Source organism: Streptomyces sp. NPDC058534, assembly GCF_042717365.1.
In the GTDB taxonomy this organism is placed as follows: domain Bacteria; phylum Actinomycetota; class Actinomycetes; order Streptomycetales; family Streptomycetaceae; genus Streptomyces.
This window is the reverse complement of sequence record NZ_JBHXNW010000092.1, coordinates 13,340-33,772: the sequence shown is the minus strand read 5'-3', so window position 1 is coordinate 33,772 and position 20,433 is coordinate 13,340. Positions and strand designations below refer to the sequence as shown.

The following is a 20,433-nucleotide window of genomic DNA, read 5'->3' as shown; positions in this document are numbered from 1 at the left end:
AGCCTCGTACTGGATGTACTTGGCTCTGCGCCCGGTGCGGCGAGAGTGCGTGCATGGCGTCGCGAGGCAGACGGGAATTGTCAGACAGGCCCTAGCGCGGCCCGTACGGCCGCCGCCCGGGCGCCGGGTCCGTCAGGGCAGCTCGGGCAGGTCGTCGGCGTACAGCAGGGTCAGGTCGTCCGTGCTGGGATCGGCCAGCTGGGCCACCCGGCTCGCGTGCCGTTCCACCATGGCCTCGAAGGTCTGGCGGGCGGTGCGGCCGTTGCCGAAGGCGGGGCCCTTGGGGATCGCCGTGAAGTACTTCGTCAGCGCCTCGGCCGTGCCGGGGGCCAGCCGGTACTCGTGTTCGTCGGCCTGCTGCTCCACGATCCGCAGCAGCTCGTCGGGGCCGTAGTCGCCGAAGGTGATGGTCCGTGAGAAACGCGACGCCACACCCGGGTTGACCGAGAGGAAGCGCTCCATCTCCGCCGTGTAGCCCGCGACGATCACCACGACCGAATCCCGCTGGTCCTCCATGAGCTTCACCAGCGTGTCGATGGCCTCCTTGCCGAAGTCCCGGCCCGCGTCCTCGGGGGAGAGCGCGTACGCCTCGTCGATGAACAGCACACCGCCGTGCGCCCGCTGGAACGCCTCCTGGGTGCGGATCGCCGTGGAGCCGATGTGCTCGCCGACCAGGTCCACCCGGGACACCTCGACGAGGTGCCCCTTGTCCAGCACGCCGAGGGAGGCGAGGATCTCGCCGTACAGCCGGGCGACCGTCGTCTTGCCGGTGCCCGGGGAGCCGGTGAAGACCAGGTGCCGCTTGACCGAAGCGGCCTTCAGGCCCGCCTGCCGCCGGCGCCGGCCCACCTCGATCATGTCGGTCAGGGCCCGCACCTCGCGCTTGACGCTGTCCAGGCCGACCAGGGCGTCCAGTTCGCCGAGCACCGCCTTGGACGTCCGCGCGGGCTCCTGCGGGGCGACGGCGGCGATCAGGGGCTCCTGCTCGGTGGTGCGCTGCCCGGGGATCGAGCCAAGGAGCCCGGGGGACTGGCTCGCCGTCTGCACCACCGGCTCCGGCGGGGCGGGCGCCGCTGGGCCGCCGCTCTCGTCGCTGGTGCAGTCCTCGACGAGCGGACCGGAGTCGTACGCGGTGTCCGGGCCGCCCTCCGCGAACTCGTACCCGCCGCGCGCGCACCGCTCCGTGCGGCACTTCTTCAGCGTCGTACGGCAGCCGTCGATCACGTGGAAGCCGTAGCCCGCGCTGCCGGTCACCCGGCAGTTCAGGAAGCTGCCGCGGCCGCCGGCCGACACGTAGACACCGGCCTCCGAGGGGGAGTCGACCGTGCAGCGTTCGATCGTGGGGTCGGCGCCCTTGGTGACGATCACGCCGGTGCGGTTGCCGTCCAGTGTGCAGTTGTTGAGGGTGCCGCCGCTGCCGTGGTCGCGGAACCACGCGCCCGTGGCCGCGTCCCGGATGCGGCAGTCGTCGAGCTGAGCGGTCGCGCCGTCGCTCACCGACACCGCGGTGTTGCGCACCTGGGACAGGTCGCTGTCGACGACGTCCGCGCGTGAGCCGCGGTCCAGGACGAACAGCGCGTCCGGTACGTCGTGCACCCGGCAGGAGTCGAGCACCGCGGTGGCGCCGTCGCTGACCCACACGGCCGGATAGTCGCCCGTGCTGTCGAAGATCTCGCACTGGTTGGCGTCCACCCGCGTGCCCGGGTCCCACACCGACAGGCCGTTGCGGCCGAACTGCCGCACGGTGGTGCGGGTCAGGGTGAGAACGGAACGGGAGCGCAGGTCGACCGCGTTCTCCGGGATGTCGTGGATACGGCAGTCGGCGAGGGTGAGCACGGCGTCCGTGTCCAGGGTGACGCCGTCGCCGGTGGTGCGGTGCACGTCGCAGTCGGTCAGGTGCGCGGTGGCCCGGCCCGTGACCTGCACTCCGCTGCCCCGTACCTCGTACACCTCGCAGCCCACGGCCTCCAGCGCGGAGCCCTCGCCCGTCGCGGTCAGTCCGGAACCCGCGGCATGGTGCACGCGGCAGCGCTCCAGCCGGGGGTGTGCGCCGGAGCGCACCGCGACACCGGCCTGCCCGGCCGAGACGACCTCGCACTCCTCGAACACGCCGCCCCCTCCGTCCAGGACGGCGATGCCGACACCGGCCGGATTGTCGACGACGCAGCGCCGCACCGTGGGCCGCGCGCTGCCGCGCACCTCTATCCCCGCGGCGGAACGCGCGACGACTCTCAGTCCCAGCAGCTCCGGCGTACCGTCCTCGACGAGCACCGCGGGCGCCGCCGCGTCCTGGCCCTCCACGTGCAGGTCCTGGATCACCGCCGAGGCGCGCACGGTCAGCGGGACGCCGTCGACGGGCGCGATCCGCACCGACCCCTGGCCGCCCTCGGGGCCGCGCAGGGTCACCGCCCGCTGGACGACGAGGTTCTCCCGGTAGGTCCCGGGGGCGACGGTGAGGACGTCACCCTCGGCCGCGGCCTCCAGGGCGGCGGCGAGCGATGCGTACTCACCTGTGCGGCGCCGCCACCGCGAGGTGCCGGTGTGCGTCACCTGGACCGTGCCCTGTGCCATGGCGTTGCTGTGCCCCCACCTCGTCGTTCGCGGGTTGTCGCCGATTCGCTTTCGGCCGGTCCACCGTAGCGTGCGCACAGGTGGTGAGTTGACCGGAGCCGGAAGCCCGTCAGCTGCCCGTGCCGGTCCTGCCCCAGTCCGGACCCGCCCGCTCCCACTCCCGCTCCCAACGGGCGTACCGGCCGCGGACCATGCGCCAGACCGCTATTCGCCGGCCGGCCTCGACCAGAGCCGCCGCCACCACCGCGGCGCCGATCCCGGCGAGCACGGCGTGCGTGGCCACCGTCGCGCCGTCCAGCGGGCGGGCCACCGCGCGTCCCCGCTCGTCCGTCCACAGCCCGAACCGGTCGCCCGCGTCGGGGTCGTCGATGCCGACCGTGACGGAGCCCTCGTGCCGCGAGCCGTCCGGCGCGGTCCAGTCGGCGAGGACTCGGCTGCGCAGACTCTCGCCGGCGCCCTCCGGATCGACGGCCAGGGTGGAGCGCTCCAGGGGACGCACCACGGTGGCCCTCACCCGGTGCCGGGACTCGTGCTGTTCGCGCACCGACCGCTGGAGGGTGTCCTGGGCCGCGCCGCCCGCGAGTACCCCGAGCAACGGCGCCACGGACAGGATCAGCAACAGCCCCGCCAGTGCCACCCAGGCCTCGGCCAGGTCGGTCGCGCGGCACAGCGGATTGCGCCGCCAGCGCCACAGCCCCCGGATCGCCCGCACGTCCGCCCCCCCTTTCCCGCTCCCCGCCACCCCCTGGCCGGCCCGTCCCGGCCTGATTCTCATGAACGTCTCACAAAGCCCAACGCGCGCATCGTGGAACGGGTTCCCGGCTCCGGGCCGGTGTCCGGATCCCGGCCGGTGTCCTGATCCCGCCCCCGGGGCCGTGGCATGTCAGCCGATGATCCGCACCGGATCGCCGACCCGGACCGTGCCGCGGCCGGCCGGGACCAGGTTCTGCCCGAAGACCAGCTTGCCGTCGACGCGGCGGTGCCGTCCGAGGGTGTGCAGGGGCTCCGCGCCGCGTCCGGCGGTCGCCTGGTCGGTGGTGGTCACGACACAGCGCCCGCAGGGCTTGGCGACCCGCAGGACGACCGCGCCGACGGCGACGCGGGACCAGCCGTCCTCGGCCCACGGCTCGGTGCCGGAGACGACCAGGTTCGGCCGGAAGCGGTTCATGGGCAGAGGGCCGTCGGCCGCGTGCGGGCCGCCCGCGATCAGGGAGTTGAGGGCGTCCAGGGACGCCGTCGTCGTGAGGAGCAGCGGGAAGCCGTCGGCGAAGGTGACGGTCTCGCCCGGCAGCGCGTACCGGGGGTCCACGGGCCGGCGGGTCGCGGGTTCGTCCAGGTGCACCAGCCGGACCTCCGCCCCGAGGAAGGCGCTGCACCAGGCGTGCGCGGCCGCGTCGTCCGCGGGCAGCGCCTCGACCTTGTCACGGAAGAGCTGCGCCGGGACGGTGACCGCCCCGCGCGGCACCGGCACCGTGAGCGGCTCCATGCCGGGTGCGGACAGCCGGACGCCGCCGCCGGGCAGGAGCTCGGCGGCGGCCAGGGCGAGGCGCGGCTGCTTGCGTTGCGTGACGACCTTTCCCCCGTCGTCGATCAGCATCCAGCGTCGGTCTCCGGCCGGCCCCCAGGGCTCCATGACGACCTCCCGGAGCGACAGGCTCCGGAACGCCTTGACCGGATGGACGTGGATCGACTGCAGTCGCGCGTTCCCCATGACGCCATCGTGCCAGGTGGCACCGACGATCCGGGGGACGGCTCAGTAGCCGCGGTACTGCTGCTGGTTGTACGGGTCCTGGTACGGCGCGGCGGCCGGCCGGGGAGCCGCGGGGCGCATCGCCTCGTACCCCGCGGGGCCGGGCGCCGCCGGGCGGGGCTGCTGCTGGTACTGGGGGCCGGGGTACCCGCGGGGCGCGGTCGCCTGGTGCGGGATGTACGCGGCGGGGGCCTGCTGCAGGGGCGCGGGCTGCGGTGCCTGCTGCGGGTAGCCGTAGGAGGACTGGGAGGGACCCGCCGGGAGGGCGGGCAGGGCGGACGGGAGCGCGGGCAGATGGCTGCTCGGCACGTCGTACGCCGCGGGGACCCGGATCGGGGCGATCTGCGGTGTGCCCCGTTCGGCCACGAGTGAGTCGTAGATCGGGGTGTCCGGGAAGGAGGCGGAGTAGTAGCCGCCGCCATAAGTGGAGCGGGGGGAGGTCATGGCCATAAGTTAAGCCCACGATGTGCTGGTTGGGGAGACTGATAAGAGGGTTGTTTTCCGTGTCCGCACTGACCCGGTATCCCCAATGCGAGCGAACTTGGCAAAATAGGGCGTCACGCCGCGCGGTATTGAGGTAAAGGCCGTGTTCCGAGCGGGTTACCGGCGGTTGGCCGAACATCGCGCCGAACATCTCGCCGCACTCCGCGCGTGGGACGGACGGCCGGGAGAATAGGTTGGGCGCGGAGAACGCGACGAAGCGCCGGGACGCGGCCCGGCCCGGTGACACGTGATGGGGGCGGACATGCCAATGTCGAAAGGATCGAACACCCCGGTGCCGACGACGGCGCTGCGGGTCGAACTGGGCTGGCGATCCGGCCCCGGCGTCCCCGACGCGGACGCGTCCGCCCTGCTCCTGGTGGGCGGGAAGGTGCGTTCCGACGCGGACTTCGTCTTCTACAACCAGCCCGCGCACTCCTCCGGCGCGGTCCGGCACGAGGGCAAGCGGGACGCCGGCGGGCGGGTGACCGACAGCCTCCACGTCGACCTCGCGCGCGTGGAGCCCGCGATCGAGACCGTGATCCTCGCCGCCTCCTCGGACGGCGGCTCGTTCGGACGGGTCCCGGACCTCTACGTCGAGGTCCGCGACGCGGCGCGGAACACCGTGGTGGCCCGCTTCGACAATCCGGGCGCGACCGTGGAGACGGCCTTCGTGCTGGGCGAGTTCTACCGCCGCCAGGGCGCCTGGAAGTTCCGTGCCGTCGGCCAGGGCTACGACAGCGGGCTCGAAGGCCTGGCCACGGACTACGGCATCTCGGTGGACGAGCCACAGCAGGCACCCGCGCCCGCTCCGCCGGCCCCCGCGGTCACGACGCCCCCGCCGCCCCCCGCGGCACCTCCCGCCCCTCCGGTCACGTCTCCCGCCGTCACCACCCCGCCCCCGACCGCGCCGCCGTCCGCCGCGCCGGTCCGGCTGACCAAGGTGACGCTCACCAAGGCGGCGCCCTCCGTCTCGCTGACCAAGCAGGGCGGCACCTCGGGTGCCCTGCGCGTCAACCTCAACTGGCAGGTGCGCAAGCAGTTCTCCGGCTGGGCCCGCAAACTGGGCCGCCCGGTCGCCATGCACGACGACCTCGACCTCGACCTGTGCGCCCTGTACGAACTCAGCGACGGCAGCAAGGGCGTGGTCCAGGCACTCGGCAACGCCTTCGGAGCCCTCGACCGGCCGCCGTTCGTCCACCTCGACGGCGACGACCGCACCGGCGCCGTCTCCACCGGCGAGAACCTCACGGTCAGCCTCGACCACCAGCAGTACTTCCGGCGCATCCTCGTCTTCGTGACCATCTACGAAGGGGCCCGCTCCTTCGCCGACCTGCACGCCACGGTCACCCTCCAGCCGCAGTACGGCGCCCCGGTCGACTTCTCGCTCGACGAGTGCACCGTGCCCTCCACGGTGTGCGCCCTCGCGCTGATCACCAACACCGGCAGCGACCTCGTCGTACAGCGCGAGGCCCGGTACCTGGTGCCGGAACGCGGGGTGAGCCCGCAGCGCACCGTCGACCACGCCTACGGATGGGGCATGAACTGGACCCCCGGCCGCAAGTGAACGGCCCCCGTCCGACCCGTCACCCCTCGTCGGGCACGACGTCCGGACGGGCGTAGGTGCGGCCCTTCCACGCCGCACCCCGCCCCCGGTAGTGCTGCACCGCCGAGTCGACCGTCATCAGGAGGTAGAGGAACGCGGTGAACGGCAGCAGGGGAGCGAGCCACAGCGGCTGCCGGTAGTGGCGCAGCATCGGCGCGTACGTCCCCGCCATCACCAGCCACGCGGCGCCTCCCAGGAGAGCCGCCGCCGTCTCGCCCCGCGCCGCGCCGGCGACGACCGCGAGCGGCGGCACCAGGTACACGAGGGCCAGCCCGACCACCGTTCCGGCGAGCACCAGCGGGTTGTGCCGCAGCTGGGCGTACGCGCTGCGCGAGACCATCCGCCACAGGTCGCGCAGCCGCGGATACGGACGCACGCTGTCCACCCGCTCGGCCAGGCCCAGCCAGACGCGCCCGCCGGAGCCCTTGACCGCGCGGGCGAGGGCCACGTCGTCGATGACGGCGTGCCGGATGGCGTCCGGGATCCGCGCCCGGTCCGCCGTCGCGGTCCGCAGCAGCACACAGCCGCCGGCCGCCGCAGCCGTCCTCCCCTCACCGCCGATCCACCGGAACGGGTAGAGCTGCGCGAAGAAGTAGACGAAGGCGGGCACCACGAGCCGCTCCCACCCGCTGGTCACCCGCAGCCGGGCCATCTGGGAGACGACGTCGAAACCGCCGGTGCCGGCCGCCGACACCAGCCCGCGCAGACTGTCCGGCGCGTGTGCGATGTCGGCGTCGGTCAGCAGCAGGTACTCGGGCTCACGCGCGCGTGCCAGGGCGATCCCGTGCCGCACCGCCCAGAGCTTGCCCGTCCAGCCGGCGGGCGGCTCCCCCGGCGAGGCCACGGTCAGCGACAGCCCCTCGTGCCGCCGGGCCAGCTCGCACGCCAGCTCACCCGTGCCGTCGGTGCTCCCGTCGTCGATCAGGAAGACCTCCGCCCGCCCCGGATAGTCCTGGGCGAGCAGCGACGGCAGGCTCGCGGGCAGCACCGCCGCCTCGTCGCGCGCCGGGACGACGACACACACCGAGGGCCAGACACCGGGTTCCTCCCGGGCCGGCAGTCTGACGTCCGTACGCCAGAAGAAGCCCCGGGCGAACAGCAGCCACAGCCAGGCCGCGAGGGACAGGGCGGACACGACGGTCACCGGGGAAGTCCACGCATCGGCGCTCACGTGCGCAGTCTGCCCCACGCCACCGGCCCTCGACGGCGCATCGTCTATGGTGGCCGGGTGAAGATCGCGCTCATGGACTCCGGAATCGGTCTGCTCGCGGCAACCGCCGCGGTACGGCGCCTGCGACCGGACGCCGATCTCATCCTCTCCCTGGACCCCGACGGCATGCCCTGGGGTCCGCGCACCCCCGAGGACCTGACCGCGCGGGCCCTCGCGGTGGCCGAGGCCGCCGCCGCACACCGGCCCGACGCCCTGATCGTCGGCTGCAACACCGCCACCGTGCACGCGCTGCCCACGCTGCGCGCCCGGCTGGAGCCCGCACTGCCCGTCGTCGGCACCGTACCGGCGATCAAGCCCGCCGCGGCCGGCGGCGCCCCCATGGCGATCTGGGCGACCCCCGCCACCACCGGCAGCCCCTACCAGCGCGGCCTCATCGAGGACTTCGGCGGCGACGCGACCGTCACCGAGGTGCCGTGCCCGGGGCTCGCAGAAGCCGTCGAGCACGCGGACGAGGCGGCCATCACCGCGACCGTCGCCGCCGCGGCGGCCCTCACCCCCGACGACGTAACGACCGTCGTCCTGGGCTGCACCCATTACGAACTGGTCGCCGAACGCATCCGCGCCGCCGTGCAGCGCCCCGGCGGCCCGCGGCTCGTCCTGCACGGCTCGGCGGGCGCGGTGGCCGCCCAGGCCCTGCGCCGGATCGGCGCCCTCCCCGACCCGGGCGCCCCGGCCGAGGGCACCCTCACCGTGCTGCTCAGCGGGCGCGAGGGCACGCTCCCCGCGCCCGCGCTGGCCTACGCCGAGGGCAGGCTCCTGCGCGCGGTCACGCCGGCCCGCTGACCGGCCCGCCCGCCCGGACGGCCCAGTCACCCTGCGCGACGAGGTACCCGCGCAGGGAAACATGAGTAACCTCATATCCATGAGGCATCGCCACGGCGAGACCACCCCGCAGCCGGACATCTGGACCGGACGTGCCACCAACCGGGTCCAGTGGTTCCTGGCGCTCATCGGCGCCGCCTGCATGGCGCTCGGTATCGCCCTGGCCGTCGACTCCGCCTGGGAGTCCGGCGTCGTCCCGCTCACCATGGCGGTCGTCGGCTGCATCGCGGCCGGATTGCTCGTGCTCTTCGGCACGCTCGCGTTCGTGCACGTCGCGCTGAGGGTCGACGAGGACTGCCTCGAAGTGCGCTGCGGCCACATCGGCCTCCCCCGCCGGCGCATCCCCCTGTCCCACGTCGTCGGGGCCGAGTTCGCCCCGCACGTCACCCCGCGCCACTGGGGCGGCTGGGGCTACCGCTGGCGGCCCGAGAAGGGCACCGCCGTGGTCGTGCGGCGCGGCGAGGGCCTGATCCTCCGGCTGGGGGACGGGCACACCTTCACGGTCACCGTGGACGACGCGGAGGCGGCCGTCCAGGTCATCACGGAACGGCTGCGTCCGAAGACACCCGGGCAGCCCGCGCACTGATCGCGCTGAGCGCTGGGAGCGCTGGGAGCGCTGGGAGCGCTGGGAGCGCTGGGAGCGCTGGGAGCGCTGGGAGCGCTGGGAGCGCACCGCGCCCTCGCGCTCCGTGGACGCCGAGCGGCCGGCCGCGGCGACGGCACGCACCGTCGTCCTCACCGGGGCTGCCGATCACCCCACGGACGTATCCCGGCGGCCCGCGCGGGTGAGTCGTCGGCGAGGGGGCGGGACGTGGCCAGCCCCGCGAGGAGCCCCGCGCCCACCGACACCGCCGTGAAGCTCAGCGCGTTGCCGACGACGGCGATCGCCGCCAGCGCGGTGAGTGCCACGCCGGCGCTGAGGACGACCGGGGTGGGACGCGGCGAGCGCCACAGCGCGTACAGCACCCAGCCGAAGGCCGCGCCCAGCAGCACCAGGCCCACGACGCCCTGTTCGGCGGCCTGCTGCCACAGCGCCGAGTGCGGCCTGCCGTCCGGCCACGGCGCCCCGGCGGCCGTCGGACTCAGCGCACCGAAGCGCCCCGGACCCACGCCGAGCGCCACGTCCCCGCGCAGCAGCTCCAGCGCGTCGCGCCACAGCCGGAGGCGATGGGCGGTCAGCTGCCCCTCCAGGGAGGCGGCGAGACCGTCCGGCACGAAGCCGCTCAGGACCACCCACCCCAGACCGGCCACCAGACACGTGGCAAGACCCAGCCCGGCGATCCCCGCACCGCGGGGCATCCGGCCGGCGGCGAGCGAACACACCAGCACCACGGCACACGCGACACAGCCCACGGCCGAACCCATCGCCGCCGCGGTCACGGCGATCCCCACGGCCAGCAGCCGCAGCGCCCCCCGCACGACGGGCGCCCGGGCCGCCCACGCCCCGCAGCACGCGGCGCCCGCCGACAGCGCGAGCAACGCGGCGGTCGCACCCGCGTGCCCGAGCGGTGCGGTGATCCGCGGTCCCGGCGCGAGATGCGGGACCGCCACGGTGAGGGCCACCCCGGCCAGCGCCGCGGCCGAGGGGGCGGCGACCGGGAGCAGCGCCCCGCAGATCCGCCCCGCGGCGTAACCGGCGGCCACGGCCAGCACGGCGAGCAGCACGCCCTCCGGGCGCCCGTCGCGCGCCGCGGCCGTGATCAGCGACCAGGAGGCGCACGCCCCGAGGATCACCACCCCCGCGGTGTCGGCAGCGCCGCGTCTGCCGCCGTCGGCGTCAGCCGTCTTCGCGGCGTCCGCGGACGCCGTCCCCCTCGAACCCACCGTGTCCCCCGCCCCCGTCGCCCCCGACCTGACGGGCCCCGCCGCCCGGCCGGCGACTGGGGCTCGGGCACACCGTAACGGCTGGTCGGCGGATTGTGGACGGCTCTGCGGCCGGTTGTGCCGAAACGACACGGCATCGGTCGCCGGCCACCCGTCGGCCATGTGCGGGCCATCCGCCGGCCGCCGCGGACCGTGCTGTCCGGGGTTCGGTCACCCGCCGTACACTCCGGGGGGTGACAGCCACCGCAACCTCCGTCGGCGAGCCGGACCGGACGCAGCCGCAGCCCACGCCCGCCTCCCGGCTCACCGCGCGGCTCCTGCGCCTCCTCCCGGCCGCCGCAGCCGCGCTCTCGGGAGTACTGCTCTACGTCAGCTTCCCGCCGCGCACCCTGTGGTGGCTGGCCCTGCCGGCCTTCGCCGTCCTCGGGTGGGTGCTGCGCGGCCGCGGCTGGAAGGCGGGCCTCGGTCTCGGCTACCTCTTCGGCCTCGGCTTCCTGCTGCCGCTGCTGGTGTGGACCGGCGTGGAGGTCGGCCCGGGCCCCTGGCTCGCCCTGGTGGTGATCGAGGCGGTCTTCGTCGCGCTGGTCGGCGCGGGCGTCGCCGCGGTGTCGAGGCTGCCGGGGTGGCCCGTGTGGGCGGCGGCGCTGTGGATCGCGGGGGAGGCCGCACGCGCGCGGGTGCCCTTCGAGGGGTTCCCCTGGGGCAAGATCGCGTTCGGGCAGGCGGACGGTGTGTTCCTGCCGCTGGCCGCGCTCGGCGGTACGCCGGTGCTCGGCTTCGCGGTCGTCCTGTGCGGCTTCGGCCTCTGTGAGGCGGCGCGACTCGCCGTCCGGGCGCGCCGGGGCGGCGAGGTACGGCGGAGCGCGGCGGCGGTGGCCCTCGTCGCCGTGGCCGTCCCCGTCGTGGCCGCCTTCGCCGCCCGCCCGCTGGTCAGCGACAAGGCGGAGGACGGCACCGCGACCGTGGCGGTGATCCAGGGCAACGTGCCGCGCGCGGGCCTCGACTTCAACTCCCAGCGACGGGCCGTACTGGACTATCACGCGCGGGAAACGGAACGCCTCGCCGCCGAGGTCGACGCGGGCAAGGTGGACCGTCCCGACTTCGTGCTCTGGCCGGAGAACTCCTCGGACATCGACCCCTTCGCCAACGCCGACGCGCGCATGGTCATCGACCGGGCCGCCAAGGCGATCGGCGCGCCCATTTCGGTCGGCGGCGTCGTCGAACGGGACGGCAAGCTCCTCAACGAGCAGATCCTCTGGGACCCGGACAAGGGCCCCGTCGACACCTACGACAAGCGGCAGATCCAGCCCTTCGGCGAGTACCTGCCGCTGCGCCCGCTCATCGGGGCGATCAACGACAACTGGACCTCCATGGTCAGCCGGGACTTCAGCCGGGGCACCGAGCCCGGCGTGTTCACCATGGCGGGCACCGAGGTCGGCCTGGTCACCTGCTACGAAGCGGCCTTCGACTGGGCCGTGCGCTCCGAGGTCACCGACGGCGCCCAGATGATCTCCGTACCCAGCAACAACGCGACCTTCGACCGCAGCGAGATGACCTACCAGCAGCTCGCCATGTCCCGCGTCCGCGCGGTCGAGCACAGCCGGACCGTCACGGTCCCGGTGACCAGCGGCGTCAGCGCGATCATCATGCCGGACGGCCGGATCACCCAGAAGGCCGGCATGTTCGTCGCGGACTCCCTGGTCCAGGAGGTGCCCCTGCGTTCCTCCGAGACGCCGGCCACCCGGCTGGGCGTGCTGCCCGAGATCGCCCTCGTGCTGGTCGCGGCCGGTGCGCTCGGCTGGGCCGTCGGCGCCGGTCTGCGCGGGCGACGCGCCCGTGACGTGTAGCCGTACGCCCGTCGCACGCCCCGTGACACCGGGGGGAGCGGCCGGCGTGGCCCGTTAGGGTCGTCCGCATGGCTACTCCCGACTTCATCCGCGACCTGCGTGCCACCGCCGGACAGCAACTGCTCTGGCTCCCCGGAGTCACCGCCGTCGTCTTCGACGACGAGGGCCGGGTGCTCCTGGGCCGACGGTCCGACAACGGGCGATGGTCGCTGATCGGAGGCATCCCGGACCCCGGGGAGCAGCCCGCCGCCTGCGCGGTGCGCGAGGTGGAGGAGGAGACCGCCGTCCGGTGCGTCGTCGAGCGGCTCGTCCTCGTCCAGGCACTGAACCCGGTGACGTACGACAACGGGGACGTCTGCCAGTTCATGGACGTCACCTTCCGCTGCCGGGCTGTGGGCGGTGAGGCGCGGGTCAACGACGACGAGTCGCTGGAGGTGGGCTGGTTCGCCGTGGACGCACTGCCGGACCTGGGGGAGTTCGGGCAGGCCAGGATCAAGCAGGCGCTGTCCGACGCACCCACATGGTTCGACCCCACTGGTCTCTACTGAAGTATGGGGAGTGCCCACATGGGGAGCGGGGCGGGCGCTGCCTAGGGTCGGGGACATGACCTCGCCCAGCGTCCTCCCGGCGCCGCACGCCTCCTCGCTCGATCTCGACGGCCGCACCGCCCTCGTCACCGGCGCCGCCGGGGGTATCGGCCGTGCTTGCGCCCTGCGCCTGGCCGCCGCCGGGGCCGAGGTCAGAGCGGTCGACCGGGACGCGGCCGGACTGGACGCGCTCGCCGAGAGCAGCACCGACCTCCCGGGCAGCGTCCTGCCCCAGGTCCTGGACCTGACCGACCTGGACGCCGCCGAACGCGCCGCCGCCGGCACCGACCTCCTCGTCAACAACGCCGGGATCCAGCTGGTGCGGCCCATCGAGAAGTTCCCCCCGGACGTCTTCCACACGGTGCTCACCGTGATGCTGGAGGCCCCCTTCCGCCTGATCCGCGGCGCCCTGCCCCACATGTACGGGCAGGGATGGGGCCGCATCGTCAACATCTCCTCCGTGCACGGCCTGCGCGCCTCCGCCTACAAGTCGGCCTACGTCGCCGCCAAGCACGGCCTGGAGGGACTGTCCAAGACCGCGGCCCTCGAAGGCGCCGCCCACGGCGTCACCTCGAACTGCGTGAACCCCTCCTACGTGCGCACCCCGCTCGTCGAGCGGCAGATCGCCGACCAGGCCCGGGCCCACGGCATCCCCGAGGAGCAGGTGCTCACCGACGTGCTGCTCCAGGACAGCGCCGTGCGGCGGCTGATCGAACCGGACGAGGTCGCCGAGGCGGTGGCGTACCTGTGCGGGCCGCAGGCGTCCTTCGTCACCGGCACCTCACTCGTGCTGGACGGCGGCTGGACGGCGCACTGAGCCCGGTCCCGGCCCGCGCACCGGCCGGCCCGGCGGCGGCCCCTGTGGACGGGGTTGTCCACAGGGCTGCCGGGACGACCGGGCGATGGGGAATCCTGTGAGCATGTCCCGCGATCACCTGCAGTCCACCGAGCGCCCGGCCCACGACGCCGGAGCGCCGGCCGGCGATGTCGACGCCCCGGCGTCCGCCGTCGAGACGCCGTTCCTGGAGCTGCTGGCCCGGGGCGCGTCCGTCGACGCCTACGAGCAGCCGGCGCTGCTCGCCCGCGCCGAGGGAGGACCGGCCGCCCGGATCGACGCGCTCGACCGGGCCAAGCACCTCGCGCTGCGCGTGCGCTCCGAGCTGGAGGGCCGGCGGAGGCGGGAGGCGGAGCTGTCCGCCCTGTTCGAGACGGCCCACGACCTCGCCGGGCTGCGCGACCTGGACGCGGTGCTGCGGGCGATCGTGCAGCGGGCCCGCTCCCTGCTCGGCACCGACGTGACCTACCTCAGCCTCCACGACGCGGCCCGCGGCGACACCTACATGCGGGTCACCGAGGGCTCGGTCGCCGCCCGCTTCCAGCAACTGCGGCTCGGCATGGGGGAAGGCCTCGGCGGCCTCGTCGCCCAGACCGCCCGGCCCTACGTCACCGACGACTACTTCAAGGACGCCCGCTTCCAGCACACCCGCACCATCGACGCGGGCGTGAGCGACGAGGGCCTGGTCGCCATCCTCGGCGTCCCCCTCATGCTCGGCCACCACGTCATCGGCGTGCTCTTCGCCGCGGACCGGCGGGCCCGGGTCTTCGAACGCGAGCAGATCGCCCTGCTCGGTTCCTTCGCCGCCCTCGCGGCAGCCGCCATCGACACCGCCAACCTGCTCGCCGAGACCCGCTCGGCCCTGGCCGGCCTGGAGCGGGCCAACGAGATCATCCGGGACCGCAGCGCCGTCATCGAGCGCGCCTCCGACGTCCACGACCGGCTCACCGAGCTGGTCCTGCGCGGCGGCGGGGTGCACGACGTGGCCGCCGCCGTCTCCCAGGTCCTGGACGGCACCGTCGAGTTCACCGAGGCCATCTCGGCGCCGCCGCGAGCCCTGGAGGTGTCCCGCGCCGAGGGACACGCGGTGCGGCACGAGGACGACTGGATCGCCGCCGTCGCCGCCGGTGACGAGCTGCTCGGCGCCCTCGTCCTGCGCGGCCACCCCGGCCTCGATCCCGTCGACCAGCTCACCCTGGAGCGTGCCGCGATGGTCACCTCGCTGCTGCTCCTTGCCCGGCGTTCCGCCGCCGAGGCCGAGCAGCGCGTCCGGGGTGAGCTGCTCGACGACCTGCTCGACGCCCGCGACCGCGACCCGCGCCTGCTGGGCGACCGCGCGCGGCGGCTCCGTGCCGACCTGGCCGCCACCCATGTCGTGCTGGCCGCCCGGCTCGACGCCACGGCGTCCGACGCCGACCAGGAGGCGGACGCGCGCAGGCGACTGTGGGCCGCCGCCTCCCACCTCGCCGCGACCCGGCACGGCCTGGCCGCGGCCCGGGACGGCGGCACGGTGCTGCTGCTGCCGCTCGACGGCGGTGACGGGGCCACGGACCTGGCCCGCCGCACCGCCCGGCACCTCGGCCGGGCCGTCCACGAGAGCGTCACCGTCGGCGCCTCCGCACCCGTGGAGGACCTCGCCGCCCGCCCCGACGCCGTCGCCGCCGCCTACACCGAGGCCCGGCGCTGTCTCGACGCCCTGGGCCTGCTGGGCCGCTCCGGGGACGGCGCCGCCGCCGAGGACTTCGGCTTCCTGGGCCTGCTGCTGGCCGGCGAGCAGAACGTCTCCGGTTTCGTCGAGCGCACCATCGGCCAGGTCGTCGCCTACGACGAGCGGCGCGGCACCGAGCTGCTGCACACCCTCGACGCCTACTTCGCCTGCGGCATGAGCCCGGCCCGCACCAAGGACGAACTGCACGTCCACGTGAACACGGTCGCCCAGCGCCTGGAGCGCGTGGGCCGCCTCCTGGGCGACGACTGGCAGAGCCCCGATCGCGCACTGGAGATACAACTGGCCCTCAGACTGCACCGGCTGTCACTCCCGGCGCAGCACTGACCCCGCACGCACGGGCGTACGGGGTCGGTACCGGGCGGAGGAACGGGCTCAGACGGAGCGCGCCCCCTGCTTACGGGAGGCCGCCACCGCTCCGTCCCCGTCCTCGGGGTACGACATGGGCTCCGCGAGGTCCCGGTGGCGCGTCTCCTGGGCCACGCCCACCGCGACCAGGGTCAGCAGGACGGAGGCGATCACGTAGAGGGAGATCGGAGTGGAGCTGTCGTACTCGGCGAGCAGCGCGGTGGCGATCAGCGGCGCCGGCGCACCGGCCGCGACGGAGGCGAACTGGGCGCCGATCGAAGCCCCGGAGTACCGCATCCGGGTCGCGAACATCTCGGAGAAGAAGGCTGCCTGGGGCGCGTACATGGCGCCGTGCAGGACCAGTCCCACGGTCACCGCGAGCAGCAGACTCCCGAAGTCGCCGCGATCGATCAGCATGAAGAACGGGAACATCCACAACCCCACGCCGGCCGCGCCCAGCAGATACACGGGCCGTCGGCCGATGCGGTCCGACAGCGCGCCCCAGGCCGGGATGACCGCGAAGTGCACCGCCGACGCGATCAGTACCGCGTTGAGCGCGGTCTGCTTGGAGAGGTCGGCCGCGGTGGTGGCGTAGACGAGGATGAAGGCGGTGATGACGTAGTAGCTGATGTTCTCCGCCATGCGCGCGCCCATCGCGATCAGCACGTCGCGCCAGTGGTGCCGCAGCACGGCGACGACCGGCATCGGCTCGGCCTCCGCCTTGCGCGACTCGGCCTGCGCCAACGCCTGCTTGAAGACCGGCGATTCGTCGACGGACAGCCGGATCCACAGACCGACCATGACCAGTACGCCGGAGAGCAGGAACGGTATCCGCCAGCCCCAGCTGTTGAACGCGGAGTCCGACAGCACGGCGGTCAGCAGCGACAGCACACCCGTGGCCAGCAGCTGCCCCGCCGGCGCCCCGGTCTGCGGCCAGGACGCCCAGAATCCGCGCCGTCGCGCGTCCCCGTGCTCGGACACCAGCAGCACGGCGCCGCCCCACTCACCACCGAGGGCGAACCCCTGGACGAGCCGCAGCACGGTCAGCAGCACGGGAGCGGCCGTGCCGATCGTCGCGTGGGTGGGGAGCAGCCCGATCGCGAAGGTCGCCCCGCCCATCATCAACAGGCTCAGGACCAGCAGCTTCTTGCGCCCGAGCCGGTCACCGTAGTGACCGAACACCAGGGCACCCAACGGCCGCGCGGCAAAGCCGACGGCGTACGTAAGGAACGACAGCAGCGTGCCGACCAGCGGGTCGGAGTCCGGGAAGAACAGCTTGTTGAAGACGAGGGCGGCGGCGGAGCCGTAGAGGAAGAAGTCGTACCACTCGATGGTGGTGCCGATGAGGGACGCGGCGACGATGCGCTTGAGGTTGCCGGGTGTCGGGGGAGCGGATGCTGCTGAGGCCATGTGCGCCACTTCCTCGTGTGCGGTGGGGACGGGTACGTGCTGGCACACGGTAGGAAGTCGCAGGTCAAGGGCACATGTGGCGGGACAACATAGTTCCGGGGCGGGGTGTGGGTGGGCCGCTGTGCCCGTGGGCCTGCCGCGCTCGGGTCAGGTCACGGCGGGGATCGAGCGGCCCGCCCAGGACGGGGCCGGTTCGGTCAGCTCCGAGAAGCGGTGACGGACGGCGTCCGGGAACTCGGCGGCCCGGCCCGCCCGCTGGTCGACGTGGACCGCGAGCAGTTCGGTCGTCGCCACCGGGGTCGCGTCGGGTGCCGGCTCCGACCCCGGTTCGGAGACCACGTACATCTCGTGCACGAAGCGTGCCTTGCGCACTGCCGTTCCCAACACGCGGATACGGATGGCCAGGTGGGCGGCTTCTGGCACCTCATGGAGATAGCGGACGTGGGACTCGACCGTGTAGAGGGAACAGCTCGTGGACTCGCGGTAGCCGGAGTCCAGGCCCGTCTCGATCATCAGCGCGTCCGTGGCGTGGCCGAAGACGAGGACGTAGAAGGCCTCGCTCATGTGGCCGTTGTAGTCGACCCACTCCGGGCGGACCGTGCTGTGGAACAGCGGGAGCTGCGTCATCGGGAGTTCTCCTCGCGGTCCAGGCGGCCGGTGGCGCGCAGCACTTCGACGACACCCCGGTCGCGTTCGGCCACCAGGTCCGCGATGGAGCGGCCGTCCGCCGCCTCGTCGCAACCCGCCACCACGGCGTCGTACAACTCCTTGTCCAGCTCCGGCGCTTCGAGGCGCGTCCACGGCGACTTCAGGGACGGGCCGAAGTGGTCCAGCATGTGCGCCATGCCGCCCTCGCCGCCCGCGAGCGCGAACGTCAGCATCGGTCCCATCACCGCCCAGCGCAGCCCGGGGCCCTCGGTGATCGACAGGTCGATGTCCCGGACCGTCGCCTCGCCGCTCGCGACCATGTGCAGCGCCTCGCGCCACAGGGCCTCCTGGAGGCGGTTCGCGATGAAGCCCGGTATCTCGTTGTCCATCGTGATGACGGACTTGCCCGCGACCTCGTAGAAGCGGGAGGCCCAGGCGACCGCCGTCGCGTCGGTGTGCTCGCCGCCGACGACCTCGACCAGCGGGATGAGATAGGGCGGGTTGAACGGGTGCCCGACGACCAGGCGCGACGGGTCCGCGGCCGTCGTCTGCATATCGGTCATCGGATAGCCGGAGGTGGAGGAGGCGATGACGACGCCGGGCGGTGTCGCCGCGTCCAGGCGGGCCAGCAGATCACGCTTGAGGTCGAGCTTCTCGGGCGCGCTCTCCTGGACGAACTCCGCGTCGGCCACGGCCTGTTCGAGGGTGTCGGTCACGGTGAGCCGGTCGATGGACGCGCCTTCGGCGAGGCCGAGCGAGGTGAGCGTCGGCCACGCCGCGTCTACCAGGCGGCGCAGCCGCTGCCCGGCGTCGGGCGCCGGGTCCCAGGCGGTCACGTCGTAGCCGCGGGCCAGGAAGTGGGCGACCCAGCCGCCGCCGATGACTCCGGCGCCGACGCAGGCGACGCGGCGGACGTTCTCCGGTGAGGTCGTCTCGGGTGAGGTCGTCTCGGGTGAGGTCATGAGAGGGATCCTTCGTGTCGCGACGGACTACTTGCGCGGCTTGAGACCGAGAGTGGCGCGGGCCTCGTCCGGTGTCGCGACGCGTGCGCCGATCGACTCGGTGATGCTCACGGCACGCTCGACGAGCTGGGCGTTGGTCGCCTTGTTGCCCTTGCCGAGGTACAGGTTGTCCTCCAGGCCCACGCGGACGTGGCCGCCGAGCAGGATCGACTGCGCGACCCACGGCATCTGCATCCGGCCGAGCGCGAAGCTCGCCCACCGCGCGCCGTCCGGCAGCATGTTGACCATCGACTGGAGCACTCCGGGGTCCGCGGGCGCGCCCCACGGGATGCCCATGCACAGCTGGAACACGGTCGGGTCGTCGAGCAGCCCCTCCGCGAGCAACTGCTTGGCGAACCAGAGCTGACCCGTGTCGAAGATCTCCAGCTCGGGCCGCACGCCCAGCTCCTGGATGCGTCGCGCGCCCGCCCGCAGCATGTCGGGCGTCGAGACGTAGAGGTTCGAGCCGTCGCCGAAGTTGAGCGAGCCGCAGTCCAGCGTGCAGATGTCGGGAAGCAGGTCCTCGACGTGCGGGAGGCGCTCCAGGCCGCTGACGAGGTCGGTGCCGGGGAGGTGGGTGAGCGGGTCGTCCGGGTCGATGACCAGGTCGCCGCCCATGCCGGCGGTGAGGTTGATGACGACGTCGGTGCCGGTCTCCTTGACGCGCTCGACGACCTCCCGGTACAGCTTCGGGTCGCGGGACGGGTCGCCGGTCTCCGGATCGCGTACGTGGATGTGGACGACGGCCGCTCCGGCGGCTGCCGCCTCCACGGCGTTCCTGGCAATCTGCTCCGGGGTGACGGGGACGTGGGGGCTCTTGCGGACGGTGTCGCCGGCGCCGGTGAGCGCGCAGGTGATGATGACGTTCTCGGTCATGGGCATGCGGGGGCCTCCCGAAATCTGGCTTCCGTAAATCTGGCTTCCGTGGCCGCTGGAGCTAATCGGCCAGGATCGTGTGTGTGACGTGTGTCGTCAGTGCCGCGTGCATCGCGTCGGCGGCACTGTCGGACGACGGCCCGCTCACCGAGAGGACGTGCGTCGCGAGGCCGTCGATCAGCGCGGTCAGCGTCAGTGCCGCGGCCCGCGGATCGACGTCGGCGCGGAACACGCCCTGTCCGACACCTCGGCGTACGACGTCGGCGACGGTCTCCCGCCACTGCCGGTAGTACTCGGAGTGCAGTCGGCCCACTCCCGTGGAGCGCGCGGCCTCGGCCCACAGGTCGAGCCACACCGCCCACTGGCGGCGCTGCTGTGCGGTGCGCGGCGTCTGCAGCGCGATGAGCTGGCGCAGCTCCGCCGCCGCGTCGTCCGCCTCGGCGAGACGGGCGGCACGGCGCGCGGTGTCCTCGTCCATGCACCAGCGCACGGCGGCTTCCAGGAGTTCGGCGCGGCCCGGGAAGTGGTAGTGGATCGCGGCGCTGCTGGTGGCGCAGGCGCGGGCGATGTCGCTGACCCGCACCGCGTGGAAGCCGTGCTCCGCGATCAGCCGGACCGTTTCGCGGACGATCTGCAGCGGCCGCCCGCCCTGGACGCCGGCGACCGGCGCCGTGTCCTTCTCGAGGGGCCGGGTGCCGAGCAGCCAGCCCGCGTCGACCCGGCCCTCGTCGGCGATCCGTGCCAGTTCCGCGGCCGTGAAGCGGCGGGTGCCGCTCAGCGAACGCGAGAGCTTGGACGGATCCATGACGACACGGCGCGCGAACTCGCGCTGGCTGACGCCCGCGTCCGCGATGACCTCACGGCCGCGGGC

The 20,433-nt window shown here is 73.6% G+C and carries 18 protein-coding genes; 7 read left to right on the top strand and 11 right to left on the bottom strand.

From position 1 onward, the window contains the following. Window positions 1-132: 132 nt before the first annotated feature. The 4 genes from ACFWR9_RS37115 to ACFWR9_RS37100 all read right to left on the bottom strand — a co-directional run bounded on the left by ACFWR9_RS37115 (window position 133) and on the right by ACFWR9_RS37100 (window position 4,765). Complete coding sequence (locus ACFWR9_RS37115) at window positions 133-2,571, bottom strand: right-handed parallel beta-helix repeat-containing protein (protein ID WP_383850458.1); 2,439 nt, start codon at window positions 2,569-2,571, stop codon at window positions 133-135. Between the two features lie 109 nt (window positions 2,572-2,680). Next, the gene (locus ACFWR9_RS37110; RefSeq protein ID WP_383850456.1) at window positions 2,681-3,283 is read right to left on the bottom strand and encodes a hypothetical protein; all 603 of its coding nucleotides are present in this window, start codon (window positions 3,281-3,283) and stop codon (window positions 2,681-2,683) included. Between the two features lie 171 nt (window positions 3,284-3,454). Then, window positions 3,455-4,282, bottom strand: a complete 828-nt coding sequence (locus tag ACFWR9_RS37105) for an MOSC domain-containing protein (RefSeq protein WP_383850454.1) — start codon at window positions 4,280-4,282, stop codon at window positions 3,455-3,457. A gap of 42 nt (window positions 4,283-4,324) precedes the next feature. Beyond that, entirely contained in the window at window positions 4,325-4,765 is a 441-nt protein-coding gene (locus tag ACFWR9_RS37100; RefSeq protein ID WP_383850452.1) for a DUF6643 family protein, read from the bottom strand. Window positions 4,766-5,072: 307 nt separating this feature from the next. Between ACFWR9_RS37100 and ACFWR9_RS37095 the strand changes: the two genes are divergently transcribed. After that, the gene (locus ACFWR9_RS37095; protein WP_383850450.1) at window positions 5,073-6,368 is read left to right on the top strand and encodes a TerD family protein; all 1,296 of its coding nucleotides are present in this window, start codon (window positions 5,073-5,075) and stop codon (window positions 6,366-6,368) included. Window positions 6,369-6,387: 19 nt separating this feature from the next. On the opposite strand, the gene ACFWR9_RS37090 is transcribed toward ACFWR9_RS37095, so the two are convergent. Further along, window positions 6,388-7,596, bottom strand: a complete 1,209-nt coding sequence (locus ACFWR9_RS37090) for a glycosyltransferase (protein ID WP_383850448.1) — start codon at window positions 7,594-7,596, stop codon at window positions 6,388-6,390. A 39-nt stretch (window positions 7,597-7,635) separates the two neighbouring features. On the opposite strand from ACFWR9_RS37090, the gene ACFWR9_RS37085 reads away from it, so the two are divergent. Next, a complete protein-coding gene (locus ACFWR9_RS37085) occupies window positions 7,636-8,421 on the top strand; it encodes a glutamate racemase (protein WP_383850445.1) in 786 nt (261 codons plus the stop codon). Between the two features lie 79 nt (window positions 8,422-8,500). Then, complete coding sequence (locus ACFWR9_RS37080; RefSeq protein ID WP_383850443.1) at window positions 8,501-9,046, top strand: hypothetical protein; 546 nt, start codon at window positions 8,501-8,503, stop codon at window positions 9,044-9,046. 149 nt (window positions 9,047-9,195) lie between these two features. On the opposite strand, the gene ACFWR9_RS37075 is transcribed toward ACFWR9_RS37080, so the two are convergent. After that, window positions 9,196-10,197, bottom strand: coding sequence for an O-antigen ligase family protein (locus ACFWR9_RS37075; RefSeq protein WP_383850460.1), 1,002 nt, complete (start codon window positions 10,195-10,197; stop codon window positions 9,196-9,198). Window positions 10,198-10,517: 320 nt separating this feature from the next. On the opposite strand from ACFWR9_RS37075, the gene lnt reads away from it, so the two are divergent. The 4 genes from lnt (at window position 10,518) to ACFWR9_RS37055 (ending at window position 15,606) form a co-directional block, all read left to right on the top strand. Beyond that, on the top strand, window positions 10,518-12,131 hold the full coding sequence (gene lnt / locus ACFWR9_RS37070) for an apolipoprotein N-acyltransferase (RefSeq protein WP_383850441.1): 1,614 nt from the start codon (window positions 10,518-10,520) through the stop codon (window positions 12,129-12,131). 68 nt (window positions 12,132-12,199) lie between these two features. Next, window positions 12,200-12,679 (top strand): NUDIX domain-containing protein, encoded by a 480-nt coding sequence (locus ACFWR9_RS37065; RefSeq protein WP_383850438.1) that lies wholly within the window; start codon window positions 12,200-12,202, stop codon window positions 12,677-12,679. A gap of 55 nt (window positions 12,680-12,734) precedes the next feature. Further along, complete coding sequence (locus ACFWR9_RS37060) at window positions 12,735-13,535, top strand: 3-hydroxybutyrate dehydrogenase (protein ID WP_383850437.1); 801 nt, start codon at window positions 12,735-12,737, stop codon at window positions 13,533-13,535. Window positions 13,536-13,638: 103 nt separating this feature from the next. Then, window positions 13,639-15,606 carry a helix-turn-helix domain-containing protein gene (locus tag ACFWR9_RS37055; RefSeq protein WP_383850434.1) on the top strand — a complete coding sequence of 656 codons (1,968 nt, stop codon included), beginning with the start codon at window positions 13,639-13,641 and terminating at the stop codon, window positions 15,604-15,606. Between the two features lie 48 nt (window positions 15,607-15,654). Here the strand turns inward: ACFWR9_RS37055 and ACFWR9_RS37050 are convergent, their stop codons facing one another. From ACFWR9_RS37050 to ACFWR9_RS37030, 5 genes are all read right to left on the bottom strand, one after another. Continuing rightward, complete coding sequence (locus tag ACFWR9_RS37050) at window positions 15,655-17,037, bottom strand: MFS transporter (RefSeq protein ID WP_383850431.1); 1,383 nt, start codon at window positions 17,035-17,037, stop codon at window positions 15,655-15,657. 147 nt (window positions 17,038-17,184) lie between these two features. Continuing rightward, window positions 17,185-17,664 carry a thioesterase family protein gene (locus ACFWR9_RS37045; RefSeq protein ID WP_383850429.1) on the bottom strand — a complete coding sequence of 160 codons (480 nt, stop codon included), beginning with the start codon at window positions 17,662-17,664 and terminating at the stop codon, window positions 17,185-17,187. Beyond that, window positions 17,661-18,647 carry a 3-hydroxyacyl-CoA dehydrogenase NAD-binding domain-containing protein gene (locus ACFWR9_RS37040; protein ID WP_383850427.1) on the bottom strand — a complete coding sequence of 329 codons (987 nt, stop codon included), beginning with the start codon at window positions 18,645-18,647 and terminating at the stop codon, window positions 17,661-17,663. Before ACFWR9_RS37040 ends, ACFWR9_RS37045 begins: the two co-directional genes overlap by 4 nt. A 27-nt stretch (window positions 18,648-18,674) precedes the next feature. Beyond that, the gene (locus tag ACFWR9_RS37035; RefSeq protein WP_383850424.1) at window positions 18,675-19,568 is read right to left on the bottom strand and encodes a 3-keto-5-aminohexanoate cleavage protein; all 894 of its coding nucleotides are present in this window, start codon (window positions 19,566-19,568) and stop codon (window positions 18,675-18,677) included. A 55-nt stretch (window positions 19,569-19,623) separates the two neighbouring features. Further along, on the bottom strand, window positions 19,624-20,433 hold an 810-nt coding region (locus ACFWR9_RS37030; RefSeq protein WP_383850421.1), incomplete at its 5' end, for a TetR family transcriptional regulator C-terminal domain-containing protein.